Here is a 19,420-nt window from a genome sequence, read left to right on the forward strand (position 1 = left end):
GACGGCGCCTTAGGGCGCCGTCGTCGCGTGCGGCCTACGCTGGCCGCATGCCCAACGACGATCTGATCGCGCTGGCCAGGCTGGTGCTGGCCGGCGGCCCTGTCCTGCCCCGTCGCCGCCTGCTGGAACGCCACCGGTCTCCGGATCGTGCGCTGGCCGCCGGTGCGGCCCTGTGGCGCGCGGCAGGCCTGGACGCCGCACAGGTCGCACGCCTGCAGGGCGAGGACTCCGACGGCATGCTCGAGCGCACCCGACGCTGGCTGGCGATGCCGGGCCACCACCTGATCGGCTGGCACGATGCCGACTACCCGGCGCCCCTGCGCACGATCTCCAGCCCGCCGCTGGCCCTGTTCGTGGACGGCAATCCCGACCTGCTCTGGCGGCCCGCCGTGGCCATCGTCGGCAGCCGGAGCCCGACCAGCGGCGGCCGCGACAACGCCCACTTCTTCGCACGGTCCCTCGCGTCGGCCGGCATCGTCGTGGTCAGCGGCATGGCACGCGGCATCGATGCCGCCGCGCATGAAGCGGCCCTGGCGGCCGGCGCCGGCACCACGGTCGCCGTGGTCGGCACCGGTCCGGACCTGGCCTACCCTCCCGCGCACGACCGCCTGCGCGACCGCCTGGCCGCCGAAGGCGCCGTGGTCAGCGAGCATCCGCCGGGGACGGCCGCCCTGCGCAGCCACTTTCCCGCCCGCAACCGGATCCTTGCCGGACTGGCGCTGGGCACGCTGGTCGTCGAGGCGGCCGAACAGTCCGGCGCGCTGATCACCGCCCGCCAGGCCGGCGATGCAGGGCGCGAGGTGTTCGCGGTTCCCGGCTCCATCCATAACCCCAAGGCACGGGGCTGCCACCGCCTGATCCGCGAGGGCGCTGCCCTGGTGGAGGAACCCTGCGAGGTGGTCGAAGCGCTGGCCACCCTGGCCGCCGACCTCGCCCACGCCCTGCGCGCCCGGCTCGGCGAGACTGAATCGTGGGTGATCGCAGGACCGGGCGAGACGCCGCCACGCCTGGACGCCGACTACCAGCGCTTGTGGGACGCGCTCGGTCATGACCCAACAGGTATGGATCAGCTCGTCTCACGGACTGGATTGACGGCCGCGGAACTGTCCTCCATGCTGCTGGTCATGGAACTGGATGGCTTAGTAACGGCGGAACACGGCCGATACCAGAGAAAGACCGGTTTCTTCACCTCCACAGCGTCGATGACGCAGGCCGAGGGGCAATGAAAGAGAGCATCCTGGATGTACTGCTGTACCTGTTCGAACACTACTTCACCGAAGATGCGGACCCGGTCCGCGACCGCGACTCTCTCCAGAACGGCCTGATCCAGGCCGGTTTCAGCCCCACCGAGATCAGCAAGGCCTTCGATTGGCTGGATGCCCTGGCCGACCAGCGTCCTGCAGCCTCCACGCCGCGCGTCGGCGGCCCGACCCGCGTGTTCCACGGGCCGGAGCTGGAGAAGCTGGACGTCGACTGCCGCGGCTTCCTGCTGTTCCTGGAGCAGCATGGCGTCCTCGACGCCGACCAGCGCGAACTGGTGCTGGACCGGGCGATGGCGCTGGACCAGGACGAACTGGACCTGGACGACCTGAAATGGGTCGTGCTGATGGTGCTGTTCAACCAGCCTGGCTCGGAAGCCGCCTACGCATGGATGGAAACCCAGATGTTTGCCGACGAGCCCGAGCCGGTACACTGAGGCGTTGATCCGCTTCAGGGGGAAGCATGTCGGGTTGGTATTACGCCGACCGGAACCGTGAACAGCACGGTCCGGTCTCGTCGGATGAACTGGTCACCCACTACCGTTTCGGACGCGTTGCGCTGGACAGCCTGGTCTGGCGCGAAGGCCTGCCGCACTGGCAGCCGCTGAGCGACTTCGCCGACGAGCTCGGCCTGAACCCCGCGCCTGTCGAGACGCCCGGCACGCCGCCTCCGGTGCCGCCCGCAGCTCCCAGCTCCTCCGCTGCAACCGCCGCACCGCAGGACCGCCTGCTGCGCACGCCCGCCACGCCGGCCGCCAAGCCGCGCATGTCCGGCGGCAGGATCGCGCTGATCGTCGCCGCCGTGATGGTGGTGCCCTGCATCGGTATCGCCGGCGTGCTCGCCGCGATCGCGTTTCCGGCCTACCACGACTACACGCTGCGCTCGAAGGTGGCCCAGGCGGCTACCGATCACGTCGCGCTGCGCATGGAGGTCAAGGCGTTCATGGACGCGGAAGGCCGCTGCCCGAGCAACGGCGAAGGCACCATCGGCACGCCGGAGAGCTACGCGGGACCCTACGTCGCGCGCGCCGTGGTCGGCGGTTTCGACGACGGCACCTGCGGCTTCGAGCTGGAGTTCGCCAACACCGGCAACGCGCAGATCGACGGCCGCAAGCTGTGGTGGGACCTGGGCAGCGACAACAGCGAGTGGCACTGCTCGTCGGAGATCGACGACAGGTACCTGCCGCCGGACTGCCGGGGCTGAACAACGTCAGCGTGGCGACGCGGGCCACGCTTTTCATCGGGGAATGACGCAATGACGCAGTGGTACTACGCCGATGCCAGCGGGCAGCGGCACGGGCCGTTCTCGGCCGAAGAACTGGAAGGCCACGTGCGCCATGCGCGCCTGGGCCCCGCATCGCTGGTGTGGCGCGAGGGCCTGCAGGACTGGCAGCCCCTGAGCGCGGTGGCTGCCGAACTCGACCTGCCGCTCGACACGCTGGCGGCACCGGCGGCGGACGTCGCCGTGCCGGCGGCCGACGCCCCGTACACGCCGCCGACGGCGGACCTGGCGTCGTTCCAGCCCGTCGTCGCCGGCCACCTGGTGCATGCGGGCCTGTGGAAGCGGTTCGCTGCCAGCTTCATCGACAGCATCGTCACCACGATCATCAGCTACGCCCTGATGATCCCGCTGATGCTGATCGGCGTGGGTGTGATGGGCGCCGGAGGCTCCGACAATCCGTTCGCCACCGGGGCCGGCCTGGCTTCGATGCTGGCGATCTATCCGATCCTGTTCCTGGCGCCCTGCGTGTACTTCGGCTGGATGCAGTCCTCCTCGCTGCAGGCCAGCCTGGGCAAGCTGGCGGTCGGCATCAAGGTGACGCGCACCGACGGCCAGCGGATGAGCTTCTGGCGCGGCTTCCTGCGCTCGCTGGCCTACCTAGTCTTCACCATGGTCACCTGCGGCCTGGGCGTGCTGATCTCGGGCCTGATGGTGGCGCTGACCGAGCGCAAGCAGGCGCTGCACGACATGCTGTGCGACACGCTGGTGGTCGACAAGTGGGCGTTCACCGCCCATCCCGAACGCCAGCGCGATGAGCTGGGCGTGGTGACCATCGTGATCCTCGCGCTGGCGGGCCTGGCGATCGTCGGCAGCATCGCGATCTACGCGGTGATGGGCCTGATGCTGATGAAGGACCTGTCATGACGGGGTGGTACTACGTCGATGCGCAGCAGCAGCGCCACGGCCCGGTCGACCCCGGCAGGGTCGCCGACCTCTTCCGCGACGGCACCCTCACGCGGGCATCGCTGGTCTGGCGCGAAGGCATGCAGGAGTGGACCTCGCTGATCAATGTGGCGCCGGAGTTGCGGCTGGACATGACGCCGCCGCCTCCGCACGTGTCCGAGGCGACCGACGCACCGGTCACGGCCATGGCCGACGAGGCCCGTCCGCTCACGGGTCGCGCCGTGTTCACGGCAAGCGAGCCGACCTACGCACCCGCAGCGGCGGCGATCGCGCGTCCGCACGCCACGGTCACGACCGGCGACTCTCCCTACGCCGCGCCGCACGCGGACATCGGCGCCCATGCCTATGCCCCCGCGGCGCGTGAGGGACACGTGGTCTACGCGGGCTTCTGGAAGCGGGTGGCGGCCTGCCTCATCGACGGCTTTGCCATCGGCATTCCGGTCGCCATCATCGTGACGATCGTCGGTGGCCTGCTGGGCTGGGGAAGCAGCTTCAGCGGGAGCCTGTTGGGACGCAGCCAATTCAATCCAGGCGAGACCGTCATGTCCTGGGTGTTGAGCGCCCTGGTGTTCGCCTGGTTCCATTCCAGTGCCGGCCTGTTGGCGACGCCCGGCAAGCTGGCCATCGGCATCAAGGTGGTCCGCACCGACGGCGACCGGATCAGTTTCCTGCGCGGCTTCGCGCGCTACTGGGCCTACATGCTCAGCAGCCTGCTGTTGTGCATCGGCCTGCTGATGGCCGCCTTCACCGGCCGCAAGCAGGGCCTGCACGATTTCATGTGCGACACCCTGGTGGTCGACAAGTGGGCCTTCACCTCCCATCCCGAACGCCAGCGCGACGAACTGGGCACGGTGGCGGTCGTGGTGCTGGTCCTCGGCGGCCTGCTGATCGTGGGCAGCCTGATCGTCCTGCTGCTGGCCTTCGGCGCGTTGCTTTCCATGGCCCGCTGACCCCACGGTCGGGCCGTGACCGGGGTCGCGCCCCAGTGCCCGGCTCGCCGGTCCGGCTTGACAGCCCGGCCCCGGCCGTGACACCACTATAAATAGGAAACTGAACGCCCGGGGCTCCTGCCCCGGGCGTCCGCTTCTCTGGCGCCCGCATCCGGGGCACCCTAGCCGCCCCCGCACGGCCCACCCCAGTCCTGAATCCCTGACATGCCCAAGCACCTGCTCATCGTCGAGTCGCCCGCCAAGGCCAAGACGATCAACAAATACCTCGGCAAGGACTTCACCGTCCTGGCGTCCTACGGCCACGTCCGGGACCTGGTGCCGAAGGAAGGAGCGGTGGATCCGGCCAACGGGTTCGCGATGCGCTACGACCTGATCGAGAAGAACGAGAAGCACGTCGATGCCATCGCCAAGGCCGCCAAGGGCGCCGACGACATCTTCCTGGCGACCGACCCGGACCGCGAGGGCGAGGCGATCAGCTGGCACATCGCGGAAATCCTGAAGGAGCGCGGCCTGCTGAAGGACAAGCCGCTGCACCGCGTGGTGTTCACCGAGATCACGCCGCGCGCCATCAAGGAGGCCATGACCCAGCCGCGCCAGATCGCCGGCGATCTGGTCGACGCGCAGCAGGCGCGCCGCGCGCTGGACTACCTGGTCGGCTTCAACCTGTCGCCGGTGCTGTGGCGCAAGGTCCAGCGCGGCCTGTCCGCCGGCCGCGTGCAGTCGCCGGCGCTGCGCATGATCGTCGAGCGCGAGGAGGAGATCGAAGCCTTCGTCGCCCGCGAGTACTGGAGCATCGAGGCCGAGTGCGCGCATCCGCGCCAGGCCTTCACCGCCAAGCTCACCAAGCTGGACGGCCAGAAGTTCGAGCAGTTCACCGTCACCGACGGCGACACCGCCGAAGCCGCCCGCCTGCGCATCCAGCAGGCCGCGCAGGGTGCGCTGCACGTCACCGACGTGACCAGCAAGGAACGCAAGCGCCGCCCGGCGCCGCCGTTCACCACCTCCACGCTGCAGCAGGAAGCCTCGCGCAAGCTCGGCTTCACCACCCGCAAGACCATGCAGGTGGCGCAGAAGCTGTACGAAGGCGTCAACATCGGCGACGAGGGCACGGTCGGCCTGATCAGCTATATGCGTACCGACTCGGTGAGCCTGTCGCAGGATGCGCTGGCCGAGATCCGCGACGTCATCGCGCGCGACTTCGGCGTGCAGGCGCTGCCGGACAAGCCCAACGTCTACGTCACCAAGTCCAAGAACGCGCAGGAAGCGCACGAAGCCGTCCGCCCGACCAGCGCACTGCGCACGCCGGCGCAGGTGGCCAGGTACCTGAGCGACGACGAGCGCAAGCTCTACGACCTGATCTGGAAGCGCGCCGTCGCCTGCCAGATGGTGCCGGCCACGCTCAACACCGTCAGCGTCGACCTGGCCGCGGGCAGCCAGCACAGCTTCCGCGCCAGCGGCACCACCGTGGTCGATCCCGGCTTCCTGGCCGTGTACGAGGAAGGCAAGGACCAGAAGAACGCCGAGGACGACGACGAAGGCCGCAAGCTGCCGCCGATGAAGCCCGGCGATTCGGTGCCGCTGGACCGCATCCACGCCGACCAGCATTTCACTCAGCCGCCGCCGCGCTTCACCGAAGCCGCGCTGGTCAAGGCGCTGGAGGAATACGGCATCGGCCGTCCCTCCACCTACGCCTCGATCATCCAGACGCTGATCTTCCGCAAGTACGTGGAAATGGAAGGCCGCGCGTTCAAGCCCAGCGACGTGGGCCGCGCGGTCTCCAAGTTCCTGTCCGGCCACTTCACCCGGTACGTCGACTACGACTTCACCGCCAAGCTGGAGGACGAGCTCGACGCCGTCTCCCGCGGCGAGGAAGAGTGGGTGCCGCTGATGGAGAAGTTCTGGGGCCCGTTCAAGGAACTGGTGGATGAGAAGGCCGAGACGGTCGACCGCAGCGAAGCCACCGGCGCGCGCGAGCTCGGCACCGACGCCAAGTCCGGCAAGCCGGTCAGCGTGCGCCTGGGCCGTTACGGACCGTATGCGCAGATCGGCGACAAGGACACGGACGAGAAGCTGGAGTTCGCCTCGCTGCGCCCCGGCCAGTCCATGCACACCATCACCCTGGAAGACGCGCTGGAGCTGTTCAAGCTGCCGCGCAAGCTGGGCCAGGACAAGGGCGAGGAGGTCAGCGTCGGCATCGGCCGGTTCGGCCCGTTCGCCAAGCGCGGCAGCGTGTACGCGTCGCTGAAGAAGGAAGACGATCCGTACACGATCGACCTGGCGCGTGCGGTGTTCCTGATCGAAGAGAAGGAAGAGATCGCGCGCAACCGCATCATCAAGGAATTCGACGGCAGCGACATCCAGGTGCTGAACGGCCGCTTCGGCCCGTACATCAGCGATGGCAAGCTCAACGGCAAGATCCCCAAGGATCGCGAGCCCGCCTCGCTGACCTTCGACGAAGTGACCAAGCTGCTGGAGGAAACCGGCAAGCCGGTGCGCAAGGGCTTCGGCAAGAAGGCGCCGGCCAAGAAGGCGGCGGTGAAGAAGGAAGCCGCGCCGAAGCAGGCCGCCGCCAAGAAGGCGCCGGCGAAGAAGGCCGCCAAGAAGGCCACCAAGAAGACCGCGACGAAAACCGCGACCAAGAAGGCGGTCGCAAAGAAGACCACGGTGAAGAAGACCGCCACCGCCACGGCCGGCGACGACGCCCCGTTCTGACCCCGCTGGAAGGACCCGGGCCATGCCGATCGAACGGACCATCGAGGAAGCCGCCGAGACCATCCGCAGCGGCGGCATCGTCGCCTACCCCACCGAGGCCGTCTGGGGGCTGGGCTGCGATCCGTTCGATGAAGGCGCGGTGCACCGGCTGCTGGCTATCAAGCAGCGGCCGGTCGAGAAGGGCCTGATCCTGATCGCCGCCACCCTGGAGCAGCTCAAGCCGCTGATCGATGTGGCGGCCGTGCCCACCGCACGGCTGACGGAGGTGCTGTCCAGCTGGCCCGGCCCGCATACCTGGGTCATGCCCGCCACTGCGCAGGCGCCGCGCTGGATCACCGGCGCACACCGCGGCATCGCCGTCCGGGTGAGCCAGCACCCGGTCGTGGTGGGCCTGTGCCAGGCCTATGGCGGCGCCCTGGTATCGACCAGCGCCAACCTCAGCGGCGAACCGGCGGTCAGCGAACAGGCCGCGCTGGACCCCGCCCTGCTGGCGCGCGTCGACGCCGTGGTGCCGGGCGCCACCGGCGGCTTGGACCGTCCCACCGCGATCCGCGACGCCCTGACCGGCCAGTCGCTGCGTGACTGACCGCCATACGGGCCGCGCCGTCGCCTTTCCATCGCCCGTCCCGGCGCGCACCATGGGGACATGCCCCGCGCCCTCCTGCCCCTGCTGCTTGCCCTGCTGACGGCTTCGCCCTCGGCCACGCGCGCGCAGTCGGCCGCCACCACGGCCACGCCGGTCACCATCTACCGCTGCGTCGCCGCCAACGGCACCGTCGCCCTGCGCGATTCCCCTTGCCTGAAGGGCGAGAAGCAGGAAGTGCGGGCGATGCAGCGCCCCCAGGATCCTCCGCGCGTGCAGCCCGTGGTGCCGCCATCCGTGGCGCCGGCCGTTGCCGCGCCACCTTCTGCGCCCACGCGCGTGGTGTACCTCACGCCGCCCAAGCCGATGTACGAATGCACCACGCCGGAAGGACAGGTCTACACCAGCGACAACGGCGACGGCAATCCGCGCTGGGTGCCGTACGGCATCGGCTATTCGACGTATCCGGCATGGCCGCGCAGCGGCGGCAGCGTCTCGGGCAGCGTGTCGATCGGCAACGGCCACCTCTCCTTCGAGAGCGGCGATCGCTCACGCCCGCGACCTCCGGGCGGCGGCCATCATCCGGGGCCGCGTCCCGGCCCGGTGTTCGTGCCCGGCGGCGGCTGGGTGCGTGACACCTGCCATCCGCTGCCGCAGGAAGAAGTGTGCGCACGCCTGTCCGATCGCCGCTACGAGATCCTGCGCCGCTACGGCGCCGCGCTGCCCAGCGACCGCCGCACGCTAGACTTGGAACAGCGCGGTATCGATGCGCGCCTGGCCAACGATTGCAGATGAGCATGAAACCCGCCGTACGTTCCCTCGCATTGCTGTCGATGCTCGGCCTGTCCTGGCAGGCCGTCATCTCCGCTGCCCATGCGGAAGTCGTCATCTACCGATGCACCGATGCCAGCGGCGCGCTGACCCTGCAGAACGCGCCGTGCCCCAAGGGCATGAAGCAGGAACAGCGCACCATGCAGGGCATCAACACCGTGCCGATGGCGCCGGGCCAGGCCGGTACGGCGGCGCCCACCATGACGCCCGCTGCCCCAGCGCAGGCAACGCCCGCGGCGGCACCGACACCAACCTCGCCGGCGCCGGCAGCGGCTGCCACCGCCCCGCCCACGCCGGATGCGCGCCGCCTGCCGCCACCGGTGATGTTCCAGTGCACCACCTACGACAGGGACAGCTACGTCACCGAGGATCCGATTCCCGCCTCGCGCTGCGTGACGCTGCGCACCGTCGGCCTGGACGGCAACCCGCAGTCCGGCGCCGGCCAGGCCTGCGAAGTGGTCCGCGACACCTGCGCCCGCGTGCCCGATGGCGCGCTCTGCGATGCATGGCAGAAGCGCCGCGACGAAACCGAAGTGGCCGCCCGCTTCGCACGCCCCGAGAACGCCGACAAGAACCGCGCCGACTTCGAGCGCGTGGCGCGCATCGTCGCCGAGAGCACCTGCGGCCCGTAAGCCGCGCTCACCCGCGCGCCAGCGCCTGCAGCTGCCACGCCTCGCCCAGCCGCCCCTGCATGCCCGCCACCAGCGCATGCATCAGCAGCAGGCGCTTGTCCGCCTCGGGCAATGCGGCGCGGGCCGCGCGCGCGGCCTCCATGCCTTCGCGGTGGTAGACCGCCAGCACCTGTACGGCGAGTTCATCGCGTCCCGGCGCGCGCGCGACGGGCGCATGGCCCAGCGCGCGCACCATCGCCTCGGCGGTGGACCACGTCGACCACGGGTTCTGCCCGGTCACCAGCCGGCCATCGACCACGGTGTTGTCGAGATACATCGGGCCTTCGACAAACTGGGCGCCCTTCTCGACCATGCGGTCCTGCAGCAGGTACGGGAAGCGCACGCGCGCGTCCTTGATCAGGAACAGCTCCTCGGCATTGCTGAAGCCGGTCACGCGGCGCCCGCGCAGCAGCGGCGTGCCGTCGTCCCGCATCACCTCGAGCAAGCCGGCAGGGCCATGGCACACCGCACCGATCACGCCGCCGCGCTGGTAGACGATGCGCACGATGCGCTGCAGGTCGGGATCGTCGGGGAAGTCGAACATCGTGCCCTTGCCGCCGACCAGGTACACCGCCGCGTAGCGCGTGGCATCCACCTCGCGCAGCGGCAGGCTGCCGTCGAGCTTCCGTCGTGCCGCCGCATCGTTGAGGAACGCGTAATCCGCGGCGACCGCATCTTCGCCGTCCAACCGCATCGGCGGCGATCCGCCCTGGGGACTGGCGATGTCCACCTCGTAGCCGTTGGCCTGCAGCACGTAGTACGCGCGCGCCAGTTCGCTCAGCTCGAAACCCGCCTTCTTGTCGCCGCCGGGAAACTGCGCCGTGCTGGTGACCACCGCCAGGACACGTCCACGCGTCGGCGGTACCGCCCGCTGCATGAGCGCCAGATCCGCCACCGTGCTGGTCGGGGCCGGCAATGGCTGACTGTCCAGGTCCAGCGTCTGCACGTAGAAGAAGCCGCCCACGCAGGCCAGCAACACACTCGCTGCGCAGGCCAGCAGGCCGCACGTGATCCATCGTTTCATGTCCGCACCCATCGTCCGTCGATACCCGCACGCTACGCACGGCATGTAAAACGAACTTCAATCGCGCCAAGCAGGTGCCGTCGCGTATCGGGATTGCGGACACCCGTGCGGGACCCGCGCCGGACGCGTCGCTAGAATCGGACATTTCCACCACCAGGACCTCCGATGCCGCACGATCCGACGCACCGCCTGCTGCGCGAAATGCGCCTGCTGCGCCTCTACGCCGGCGCACTGACGCTGGCCTTCATCGCCGTGCTGCTGACGGCGTTCAAGGCGCCGGACCCGCACTTCGAACGGTTGTCGGTCGAGCGGCTGGACATCGTGGATGCCGATGGCGCCACGCGCGTGGTGCTGGCCAACCAGCAGCGCTTTCCGCCGCCGATGTTGAACGGCGAAACCTTCAAGCGCGCCGTCACCCCGGCCGGGCTGGTGTTCTACGACCGCAAGGGCAACGAAGTGGGCGGACTGGCGTTGACCGACGTGGAGGCCGGCAAGGTCTCGGCGCTCGCCTTCGACAATCCCAACATGGATGCGATCGGCCTGATGACGCGCATCGGCGCCGACGGCGAACCGATCAGCAGCGGCCTGCAGATCAACCAGGCCGTGCCGTCGCACGTGAAGGTACTGGACGCAGCCAAGCAGGCCACGCGCCGCATCGCCGTGCAGAACCAGCACGACGACGCCGAAATCCTGCTGGCCGACGCCAGCGGCAAGGACCGCATCCGCCTGCGTGTGGACCGCACCGGCGACGCACGCATCGAAGTACTGGATGCCGAGGGGCGTGTGGTGTTCAGTGCGCCGGAGGAGGCGGCTCGGATGCCTTAGCGGTGGAGTCGACGGCAGGCATGCGGCGCAAGCGCGTAATGCAGCCGGCGACTGGCATCCGCCGCGATCTCATCCGCATCGCCGAACGCGGAGTAGGCGAAGAAACCCGTCAGCGCCTCTCCTGGCTTGATCGTCTGTTCTCCGCACCCTCCGGGACAGTAGACGCTGACGAACGGGCTTTTTATCGGACGAGGACCGGCCGAGGTCTGCAGATAGACGTCTGCGTTCTCGACGAACAGCGTACCCGTGGAGGTCGGCCAGCTGTCGCGGCCTACACACAGCGCGCGGCCGTGGTGCGAATACAGTACCACGTCAAACCGACGTGCCGCAGGGTTGTCGCGAATCTCCAACCGATAGGCATCCGGCGACAGTGACGTCGACGTTGAGGCGCACGCCACGGTGGTGACCACAAGCACCGCCAGTGCCACGCCACGCATTACCGCGTGCGGCACGGACGTCAGAATCCGTACCGCAAGAACCCGCCATCCACCGCGATGCACTCGCCGGTGACATAGCTGGCCGCAGGCAGGCACAGGAAGGCGACGGCGCCGGCGACTTCCTCCGGCTCGCCGATGCGGCGCATCGGGGTACGGTCGATCACTTCGTCGTAGTAGTCCGGGTCCGACAGCGGGCCGGAGGTGCGGCGCGTGCGGATGTACCACGGCGCCACCGCGTTCACGCGTACGCCGTCCTCGGCCCATTCGGCGGCCAGGTTGCGGGTGAGCTGATGCAACGCGGCCTTGGTCATGCCGTAGGGCGCACCGCTGCGCACGGCGGTGATGCCGGACACGCTGCCGACGTTGACGATGCAGGAGGCCGCATGCTGCGCGAGCAGCGGATGCGCATAGCGCGACAGCTCGAACGCGGAGAACAGGTTGGTCTCGAAGATGCCGCGCCACTCGTCCTCGGTGTAGTCCACCGCGGCGCGGGTGACGTTGCCGCCGGCGTTGTTGACCAGGATGTTGAGGCCGTCGCCATGGTCTTCCACCCAGTCGAGGATGGCGCGACGGTCCTCGTCGTCGGCGACATCGGCGGCCAGCGTGCCGATCTCGCGCTCGGGAAACTCATCGCCCAGGTCGGCGCGCGCATCGTGCAGCGCATCCACGTCGCGCGCCACCATCAGCACGTCCGCGCCCAGCCCCAGCAGTTCGCGCGCGATCGCCAGGCCGATGCCCGCGCTGGCGCCGGTCACCAGTGCCCGTTGTCCGTCCAGCCGCCACCGGTTCGCCGCCACATGCGCCTCCTTCGTCGATGGGCGTAGCATAGCGCCACGCCACAGGAGGACCGTCGCCATGACCCGGATCCGCCTCACCCTGCTCGCCGCCGTGCTGCTGGCCTGCGCCGCCTGCCGCGCGCCCGAACCCCCACCGACCGACGAACCGCCGGAACCGCAGGCGGATACGGACAGCATCTCGGCCTGAGCGGCACGCCGGCGCAGTGCATCGGCGACGCGCGCGATGCGGTGTCTTGTCCGCTCCTCCACAGGGAGGGAGCGGAATCAGGCTTTCAGCGGACGTCGCGCGGCGGCGTCTCGCCCTTGCGCAGCGTCAGCACGCGCGCACCGGTGCGCGTCACCGCGACGGTATGCTCGAACTGCGCCGACAGCTTGCCGTCGCGCGTATGCACCGGCCACTGGTCCGGTTGCGAGCGGATCGCGGCGCGGCCCTGGTTCAACATCGGTTCGATGGTGAACACCATGCCTTCCTCCAGTTCCATACCGGTGCCGGGCCTGCCGTAGTGATGCACGTGCGGGGCTTCGTGCATCTCGCGGCCGATGCCGTGGCCACCGTACTCCTTGACCACGCTGTAGCCCTGTTGGCGCGCGTACTGGGCGATGGCGTGGCCGATGTCGCCCAGGCGCGCGCCGGGACGCACGGCGGCGATGCCCTTCCACATGGCGTGGTAGGTGGCCGCCACCAGCCGTCGCGCCGGATACGCCACCTCGCCCACCAGGTAGGTGGTGCTGGAATCGGCGATGTAGCCGTTCTTCTCGAGCGTGATGTCGAGGTTGACGATCTGCCCGCTGCGCAGCACGTCGTGCTGCGAGGGCATGCCGTGGCAGACCACGTCATCGATGGAGGCGTTGAGGACATACGGGAAGCCGTACTGCCCCTTGCTGGCCGGCCGCGCCTGCAGGTCGTCCACGATCATGCGCTCGACGGCATCGTTGATCGCCATCGTGCTCATGCCTTCCAGCGTCAGCCGGCCGAGCCGGTCGAACACGGACGCCAGCAGCGCGCCGGCCTCGGCCATGCGCGCCAGTTCGTCGGCGGTCTTGATCACGTGTGGCCGGCGCGCAGCGGTGCCGGTTGCACCCCGGCCGCGCGCAGTTCGTTGGCCACGATGTCCTGGAAGCTGAGCTCCGGGTGCATCTCGCACAGCATGCCGACCTTGATCCAGAAGTTGGCCTGCGCGTTGATCGAGCGGTGACTGACGGTGCAGGCGCGACGCAGCTGGTCGTGCAGCGCGTCGTCGATGTTGACGATGCCCATGGGGTTCTCCGGGGGAAGCGAATATATGGATCATATATGATTCGTGTATTCCGCTCCAGCGGCCCGCGTCCGCGCCGCACGCCTGGCCTGGAACGGCCGAAGCCCGGGGGTCCCGATCCGGACGATGGGGGCGCCGTCGTCGCGTACCGGGTCCGCGGGTCAGTGCCCGGACCTTCGAGTAGGTCACAGGCCCTCCGGCCGACCACGCGGCGGGCGGCGCGGCGGGTGCGTCGTGTCTCGAGCCTGATGCGTCGGGGTTGCCGCCCGGCAGGCCGCGCCGGGAACGCGGTATGCCGTGTTGGCGACCCGATGCACCGGACTTTCCACTCGACGCATCGGGTAGCAAACCCCGCACGTCGGATTTGGAAGACGGCGCTCCAGGTTATGAACTCGATGTCCGAGGCTCGGAAGGTGGTGTTCCGGGTTATGAACTCCGCGGACGAAGCTCGAAAGATCACGCTCCGGGTTCCGAACTCGGTGTACGAGGTTCAGGACATGACGTTCCGAGTTCCGAACACGGCGTACGGTGTCGTGGACGTGGTGTGCGGCGTCGTCAACTCGGTGCGCGGCATGTCGAACGCGATACACCGGGTCTTCTGCCCGACACGTCAGTTCGGGTGCTCGGTACGTGGCGTTGCGAACCCGACGCTCCGCGTTCGGAACGCGGCACGTTGGGTACGGGATGCGACGACCTGACTGCCGACCGACGCGCGTTGCGTCCTGCGCGTGACATGCGACGCGAGGGGCGCCGTCGAAGAATCCGCTTGCCTGTTCCTTGGAGCACTCAGCGCATCGCGCTCGCCCCTCATCCGCCCTCCGGGCACCTTCTCCCCGCCTCGCGGGGAGAAGGGATCTGCCGCCGCACCGGATCACGGGTCCATCGTGGCGACCGTGTGAGCCGCTGACGCTTCCGACGGCGCAGGTGTCGTCCTCACTCCCTGCGCAGCGGGGAGCGCGTGTGGCGGCCGGGTGCGCGGCAATGGTGACCGGGAGCCATCCATGGGCAGAACGCATCTGCGACGCGCCACCGGGACGTGACGTGGCCGGTGATGTCTCCGCGCCGGGACAGATCGAACGCCAGGCACCCCGACACAACAAAAAGCCCGGACTCGCCGGGCTTCGTGTTGGATCGAACGATCAGGCGATCGCGGACTCAGAACCCGCAGAAGCAGTACGCCAGGCTCTTCACCGGGGCGCCATGGCGGTCGTTCACCGCCTCGTCGACGAAGCGCAGCTGTGCGTCCATCTCCGGCAGGCTGCGCGCCAGCAGCGCGCGGGCGAAATCGGAGTCCTTCAGCCAGGCGCTGCCGATCCGGCTGCCGGCGAACCCGCCCATGAACTGCGAGAACGGCGAGGACATCTTCTCGATGTAGCGCACGCGGTACTTGCCGGCCTCGCCCAGCTTGGCGCGCTTGGCCGCGTCGGCGATGGCGGCGTCGAAGCCGGCCAGTTCGTCGACCAGGCCGCGCTCCTTCGCCTGCGCCCCGCTCCACACGCGGCCGCGGGCGACGGCGTCGATCTCGTCGACCGGCTTCTTGCGCGCTTCGGCGACCTTGCCGGTGAAGTCGGCATAGCCCTTGTCGATGACCGACTGGATCACCTGGCCGACGGCCGGGTCCAGCGGACGGCTGATGTCGAACGCGCCGGCGAAGCGGGTGGTGCCCACGCCGTCGGTGCGCACGCCGATCTTCTCCAGCGTGCGCGGCACGGTGGGGATCAGGCCGAAGATGCCGATCGAGCCGGTGATGGTGGACGGGTCGGCGTAGATGCGGTCGGCATTCATGCTGATCCAGTAGCCGCCGGACGCGGCCAGGTCGCCCATCGAGACGACCACCGGCTTGCCGGCCTTCTTCAGCGCGGCCACTTCGCGGCGGATCTGCTCGGAGGCGTACACGCCGCCGCCGGGCGAATCCACGCGCAGCACCACGGCCTTCACGTCGTCGTCGTCGCGCGCCTCGCGCAGCAGCGCCGAGGTGGACAAGCCACCGACGCGGCCGGCCGGCTGGTCGCCGTCGGTGATCTCGCCTTCGGCCACCACCACCGCGACCTGCGGACGCTTGTCGAGCGGATTGATCTTGGCGTCGAGCTGGGTCAGGTAGCCGGTCAGGCCGATGGCGCGGAAGCCGGTGTCCGAATCCTCGTCGGCCACGCCGCGCTCGATCAGCAGGTCCTCCACTTCTTCCTGCGTCTTCAGGCCGTCGACCAGCTTCTGCTGCAGCGCGTACTTGGCCAGGTCGCCACCGGCGGCCGCGATGCCTTCGGGCAGCGTGTCGATGCCGGCGGCCAGCGCTTCCGGCGTGGTCTTGCGGACCTTGGCGATGTCGGCCAGCAGGCGCTGCCACACATCGTTCATCCAGTACAGGTCGGCTTCCTTGGCTTCCTTCGACGCGGCGTCCAGCACGTACGGTTCGGCGGCGGACTTGTACTCGCCCACCTTGAACAGGTGCACGTCCACGCCGAGCTTGTCCTGCAGGCCTTCGCGGTAGTACTGCCGGTAACGGCCCAGGCCCTCGAGCATCAGGCTGCCCATCGGGTCGAGATAGACCTCGTCGGCCTGTGCGGCCAGCAGGTACTGGGTCTGGCTGAGGTTCTCGCCGAAGGCCACGATCTGCTTGCCGGAGGCGCGGAACCTGGCCAGCGCAGCGGCGACTTCGCGCAGCGAGGCGTAGCCGGTGGGCTGCAGCTGGTCCACGCGCAGCAGCATGCGTTCGATCTTCTCGTCCTTCTGCGCCGCCTCGATCGCGCGCAGCAGGTCGCGCAGCTGCACTTCCTCGGCACTCTTGTCGCCGAAGGCCTTGGCCAGCGCGCGCGTGGCCGGATCGGCGGTGAACTGCTCGACCAGGCGGCCTTCCGGCGCCAGCACGAAGGTCGTGCGCTCCATCAGCGGCTTCACCCCGCCACTGCCGGCGGCGATGACGAAGACGATGAAGAGGAGGAACAGCAGCCCGAAGAAGATCAGGTTGAGGACCAGCTTGCGGGTGAAGTTCATCACGTCCCACAGGCCGACGAAGAAGGCGACGACCGGATTGCGGCGGGGGGCGGGGGCGACTTGGCTCATGGAAAACTCCGGAAAACTGGCACCACTGTAGCGTGCGGGTGTGAGGGTTTCATGCCCCGTTGGTCACCGTCACCGACGTCGGTGAGGCCTGCCAGCGCCGGCTGCTGCGCTCGAACCGCCCGCCCAGCAACACGGCGGCGGCGGTCAGGCCGACGATCAGCCCCAGCCACATGCCCTGCGGGCCCCAACCGAGCCCCAGGCCCAGGCCGGCGCCCAGCGGCATGCCCAGGCCCCAGTACGAGACCACCGCCAGCCACATGGGCACGCGGGTGTCCTTCAGCCCGCGCAGCGCACCGGCCGAGAGCACCTGGATGCCGTCGGGGAACTGGAACGCGGCGGCGAACAGCAGCAGCGTGCCGGCCAGCGCGGCCACCGCCAGGTCGTCGGTATACAGCGACACCACCAGGTCGTGGCCCAGCAGCAGGAACAGCGCCGACACCGCCTGCGTGGCCAGCACGATCACGTAGCCCGCATGCGCGGCGCGGCGGATGCCCAGCGCATTGCCCGCGCCCACCGCATGGCCCACGCGCACGGTGGTGGCCTCGGCCACACCCATCGGGATCATGAAGCACAGCGCCGACACGTTGATGGCGATCTGGTGCGCCGCCGCCGGCGTGGCGCCCAGGCGCGCGATCAGCAGCGCGGTGACGATGAAGAGGCTGCCTTCCATCAGCACGGTGATGCCGATCGGCAGCCCGGTGCGCAGCAGCTGCAGGATCGGCGCCGCGCGCGGCGGATCGAACTGCGCGAACAGCTGCAGGTCGGCGAAGCGGCGCGCGCGCGTCAGGTAGATCGCGAACGCGATGGCCTGCAGCCACATGGTCAGCGCCGACGCGATGCCCAGACCGCCCGCGCCCATCTCCGGGAAGCCGAACTTGCCGAACGCCAGCACGTAACCCACCGGAGCCAGCACGAACAGCCCGCCGAAGCCGAGGATCATGGTCGGCAGCGTCCAGTGCGTGCCTTCGCTGAGGTAGCGCATGCAGAAGTAGAACGTCAGCGCCGGCACGCCCCAGCGGATGCCGTGCAGGAAGGCCGTCGCGCCGGGAATGATGTCGGGCGCGATGCCGAACGCGGCCAGCGCGTACGGCGCCACGCTGAGGAAGGCGAACATCAGCAGGCCCAGGCCCAGCGACAGCCACAGCGCCTGCCGGAACAGCGGCGCGATCTCGCTGCGCCGGTTGGCGCCATCGAGCTGCGACACCGACGCGGTGAGCGAGATCAGCGTGCCGATCGGCACCATCATCGGCAGCCACAGCAGCGCGGTGCCGACGGTCACCGCCGCCAGCGTGGCGGTGGCGTGGTGGCCGGCGATGACGTTGTCGACGAAGCCGATCAGGCCGGTGGACACATGGCCCAGCACCAGCGGCAGGGCGAGCGTCGCCGTCGAGCGCACTTCCTGGCCGAAGCGCGGGGTCGGGGAGGGAGAGAGGGACATGGAATCGACCGCCGGACTACGGTCGCGCGGTTTCGCGCTGGCACCGGGTCACGGGAGGCCGGTATCTTACCTGCTCGCCCGCCGCGCCACCCGAACGCCCCATGACCCCATCGCACGATGCCGACGCCGTGCACGCCAGCGCGTGCGACAACTGCAGGACGCCGCTGCAGGGCGGGTTCTGCCATGTGTGCGGACAGAACGCGCACAACCCGCTGCGCAGCTTCGGCCATGCGGTGGAAGAGGTGTTCGAGTCGTTCTGGCACCTGGACGGCCGCATCTTCCGCACCCTGCGCACGCTGCTCTCGCCCGGGAAACTGGCCAACGCCTACCTCGCCGGCCACCGTGCGCCGTACGTGGCGCCGCTGCGGTTGTTCGTGATCCTGAGTGTGCTGACGTTCTTCGTGGGCAAGTTCGCCACCGGCAGCGGCGACCCGTTCAGCCCGCCTGCCGTTGCCGACGGCAAGGGCGGCAACACGACCGTCCAGGTGACCGGCGCCGGAGACGAGGGCGTGGATTTCGGCGCCCTGACCGCGGTGGATGACGTCATCCGCCTGCGCGACCGCACCATCGACGGGCTGCTGGCCGCCCGCGCCGCCCTGCCGCCGCCCCTGGCGTTCGCGCGCGAACAGGTGGAGAACAACATCCGCAGCACCCAGGCGCGGGCACGCGCGCGCATCGCCGAGCTGCAGCCCGACCACCCGGCGCTGGCCGAACCCGACCGGATCCCGGAGAACGGGCCGATGCCGGACTCCACCGGCTCGCTGTTCTCGCAGAACGGCAAACCCTGGCATCCGACCGACAACCCGATCCGGGTGGGGTGGCTGCCCGACTTCGGCAACCGCTGGTTGAACAAGAAGATCGCGCGGGCACAGGACAACATCCCGCGCCTGCAGAAGGACCCGGAGCTGTTCAAGAACGCACTGATGGGCGCCGTGCCGTCGGCGCTGTTCGTGCTGGTGCCGGTGTTCGCGCTGCTGCTGAAGCTGGCCTACCTCGGCACCGGCCGCGTGTATCTGGAACACCTGGTGGTGGCGCTCTACAGCCACGCCTACCTGTGCCTGTGCGTGCTGGCGTTCTTCGCCCTGTCCTTCGTCGACGGCCTGCTGCCGGAACAGGCGACGCTGGCGCGCGCACCGGTGTGGTTGGCCGAACTGCTGATCATGTGCTGGATGCCGGTGTACCTGTTCTGGATGCAGCAGCGCGTCTATCGCCAGCACCCGGTGGTCACACTGCTGAAGTACCTGGCACTGGGCATGATGTACTTCTTCCTGGTCGTCACCGCCATGGTCCTGCTGTCGCTGACCAGCCTGGTGAACGCATAGCGGCGCGCTGACCCTGACAAGACACGCGCGCCTTCGTGACGTGCGCCATGCGCACGCGAGGAATCGCGCG

Annotated in this window: 19 protein-coding genes; 12 read left to right on the forward strand and 7 right to left on the reverse strand. The window is 69.2% G+C overall.

Translation table 11 applies throughout. The annotated features are described in order from the left end of the window. The first annotated feature begins 47 nt into the window (after nt 1–47). From dprA to VGN58_RS15610, 9 genes are all read left to right on the forward strand, one after another. A complete protein-coding gene (gene dprA / locus VGN58_RS15570) occupies nt 48–1,226 on the forward strand; it encodes a DNA-processing protein DprA (protein ID WP_327484090.1) in 1,179 nt (392 codons plus the stop codon). Beyond that, entirely contained in the window at nt 1,223–1,696 is a 474-nt protein-coding gene (locus VGN58_RS15575) for a DUF494 family protein (protein WP_055937630.1), read from the forward strand. Before dprA ends, VGN58_RS15575 begins: the two co-directional genes overlap by 4 nt. Before the next feature lie 26 nt (nt 1,697–1,722). Continuing rightward, complete coding sequence (locus VGN58_RS15580; protein WP_327484091.1) at nt 1,723–2,463, forward strand: GYF domain-containing protein; 741 nt, start codon at nt 1,723–1,725, stop codon at nt 2,461–2,463. A 51-nt stretch (nt 2,464–2,514) separates the two neighbouring features. Then, nucleotides 2,515–3,405, forward strand: a complete 891-nt coding sequence (locus VGN58_RS15585; RefSeq protein ID WP_327484092.1) for an RDD family protein — start codon at nt 2,515–2,517, stop codon at nt 3,403–3,405. After that, nucleotides 3,402–4,394 carry an RDD family protein gene (locus tag VGN58_RS15590; protein ID WP_327484093.1) on the forward strand — a complete coding sequence of 331 codons (993 nt, stop codon included), beginning with the start codon at nt 3,402–3,404 and terminating at the stop codon, nt 4,392–4,394. The genes VGN58_RS15585 and VGN58_RS15590 overlap by 4 nt, the downstream gene beginning before the upstream one ends. 204 nt (nt 4,395–4,598) lie before the next feature. Then, nucleotides 4,599–7,106, forward strand: coding sequence for a DNA topoisomerase I (locus VGN58_RS15595; protein WP_327484094.1), 2,508 nt, complete (start codon nt 4,599–4,601; stop codon nt 7,104–7,106). A 22-nt stretch (nt 7,107–7,128) separates the two neighbouring features. Further along, complete coding sequence (locus VGN58_RS15600; RefSeq protein WP_327484095.1) at nt 7,129–7,692, forward strand: L-threonylcarbamoyladenylate synthase; 564 nt, start codon at nt 7,129–7,131, stop codon at nt 7,690–7,692. Nucleotides 7,693–7,752: 60 nt separating this feature from the next. After that, nucleotides 7,753–8,484 (forward strand): DUF4124 domain-containing protein, encoded by a 732-nt coding sequence (locus VGN58_RS15605; RefSeq protein ID WP_327484096.1) that lies wholly within the window; start codon nt 7,753–7,755, stop codon nt 8,482–8,484. Next, nucleotides 8,481–9,152, forward strand: coding sequence for a DUF4124 domain-containing protein (locus tag VGN58_RS15610; RefSeq protein ID WP_327484097.1), 672 nt, complete (start codon nt 8,481–8,483; stop codon nt 9,150–9,152). The genes VGN58_RS15605 and VGN58_RS15610 overlap by 4 nt, the downstream gene beginning before the upstream one ends. Nucleotides 9,153–9,159: 7 nt before the next feature. Here VGN58_RS15610 and VGN58_RS15615 read toward each other — a convergent pair whose 3' ends face one another. Then, on the reverse strand, nt 9,160–10,215 hold the full coding sequence (locus VGN58_RS15615) for a type 1 glutamine amidotransferase domain-containing protein (protein ID WP_327484098.1): 1,056 nt from the start codon (nt 10,213–10,215) through the stop codon (nt 9,160–9,162). Nucleotides 10,216–10,380: 165 nt separating this feature from the next. On the opposite strand from VGN58_RS15615, the gene VGN58_RS15620 reads away from it, so the two are divergent. Continuing rightward, nucleotides 10,381–11,040 (forward strand): hypothetical protein, encoded by a 660-nt coding sequence (locus tag VGN58_RS15620; RefSeq protein ID WP_327484099.1) that lies wholly within the window; start codon nt 10,381–10,383, stop codon nt 11,038–11,040. Here the strand turns inward: VGN58_RS15620 and VGN58_RS15625 are convergent. Together VGN58_RS15625 and VGN58_RS15630 are read right to left on the reverse strand one after the other, a co-directional pair. Continuing rightward, complete coding sequence (locus VGN58_RS15625; RefSeq protein WP_327484100.1) at nt 11,037–11,468, reverse strand: hypothetical protein; 432 nt, start codon at nt 11,466–11,468, stop codon at nt 11,037–11,039. The genes VGN58_RS15620 and VGN58_RS15625 overlap by 4 nt on opposite strands. Before the next feature lie 29 nt (nt 11,469–11,497). Further along, nucleotides 11,498–12,274, reverse strand: coding sequence for an SDR family oxidoreductase (locus VGN58_RS15630; RefSeq protein ID WP_327484101.1), 777 nt, complete (start codon nt 12,272–12,274; stop codon nt 11,498–11,500). Nucleotides 12,275–12,332: 58 nt separating this feature from the next. Between VGN58_RS15630 and VGN58_RS15635 the strand changes: the two genes are divergently transcribed. Beyond that, the gene (locus tag VGN58_RS15635; protein ID WP_327484102.1) at nt 12,333–12,461 is read left to right on the forward strand and encodes a hypothetical protein; all 129 of its coding nucleotides are present in this window, start codon (nt 12,333–12,335) and stop codon (nt 12,459–12,461) included. 85 nt (nt 12,462–12,546) lie between these two features. On the opposite strand, the gene map is transcribed toward VGN58_RS15635, so the two are convergent. The 4 genes from map to VGN58_RS15655 form a co-directional block, all read right to left on the reverse strand. Continuing rightward, nucleotides 12,547–13,323: a type I methionyl aminopeptidase gene (gene map / locus VGN58_RS15640; protein WP_327484103.1), complete on the reverse strand. Its 777-nt coding sequence runs from the start codon at nt 13,321–13,323 to the stop codon at nt 12,547–12,549. Next, complete coding sequence (locus VGN58_RS15645; RefSeq protein WP_055937677.1) at nt 13,320–13,532, reverse strand: ParD-like family protein; 213 nt, start codon at nt 13,530–13,532, stop codon at nt 13,320–13,322. Before VGN58_RS15645 ends, map begins: the two co-directional genes overlap by 4 nt. 1,153 nt (nt 13,533–14,685) lie before the next feature. Further along, the gene (gene sppA, locus VGN58_RS15650) at nt 14,686–16,590 is read right to left on the reverse strand and encodes a signal peptide peptidase SppA (RefSeq protein WP_327484104.1); all 1,905 of its coding nucleotides are present in this window, start codon (nt 16,588–16,590) and stop codon (nt 14,686–14,688) included. A 49-nt stretch (nt 16,591–16,639) separates the two neighbouring features. Continuing rightward, nucleotides 16,640–18,028 carry an MATE family efflux transporter gene (locus VGN58_RS15655; protein ID WP_327484105.1) on the reverse strand — a complete coding sequence of 463 codons (1,389 nt, stop codon included), beginning with the start codon at nt 18,026–18,028 and terminating at the stop codon, nt 16,640–16,642. Between the two features lie 101 nt (nt 18,029–18,129). Here VGN58_RS15655 and VGN58_RS15660 point away from each other — a divergent pair, with 101 nt between their 5' ends. Beyond that, a complete protein-coding gene (locus VGN58_RS15660) occupies nt 18,130–19,350 on the forward strand; it encodes a DUF3667 domain-containing protein (RefSeq protein WP_327484106.1) in 1,221 nt (406 codons plus the stop codon). Nucleotides 19,351–19,420 lie beyond the last annotated feature (70 nt).

The sequence above is a fragment of the Pseudoxanthomonas sp. genome (genome assembly GCF_035999195.1).
Taxonomy (GTDB): Bacteria; Pseudomonadota; Gammaproteobacteria; order Xanthomonadales; family Xanthomonadaceae; genus Pseudoxanthomonas_A.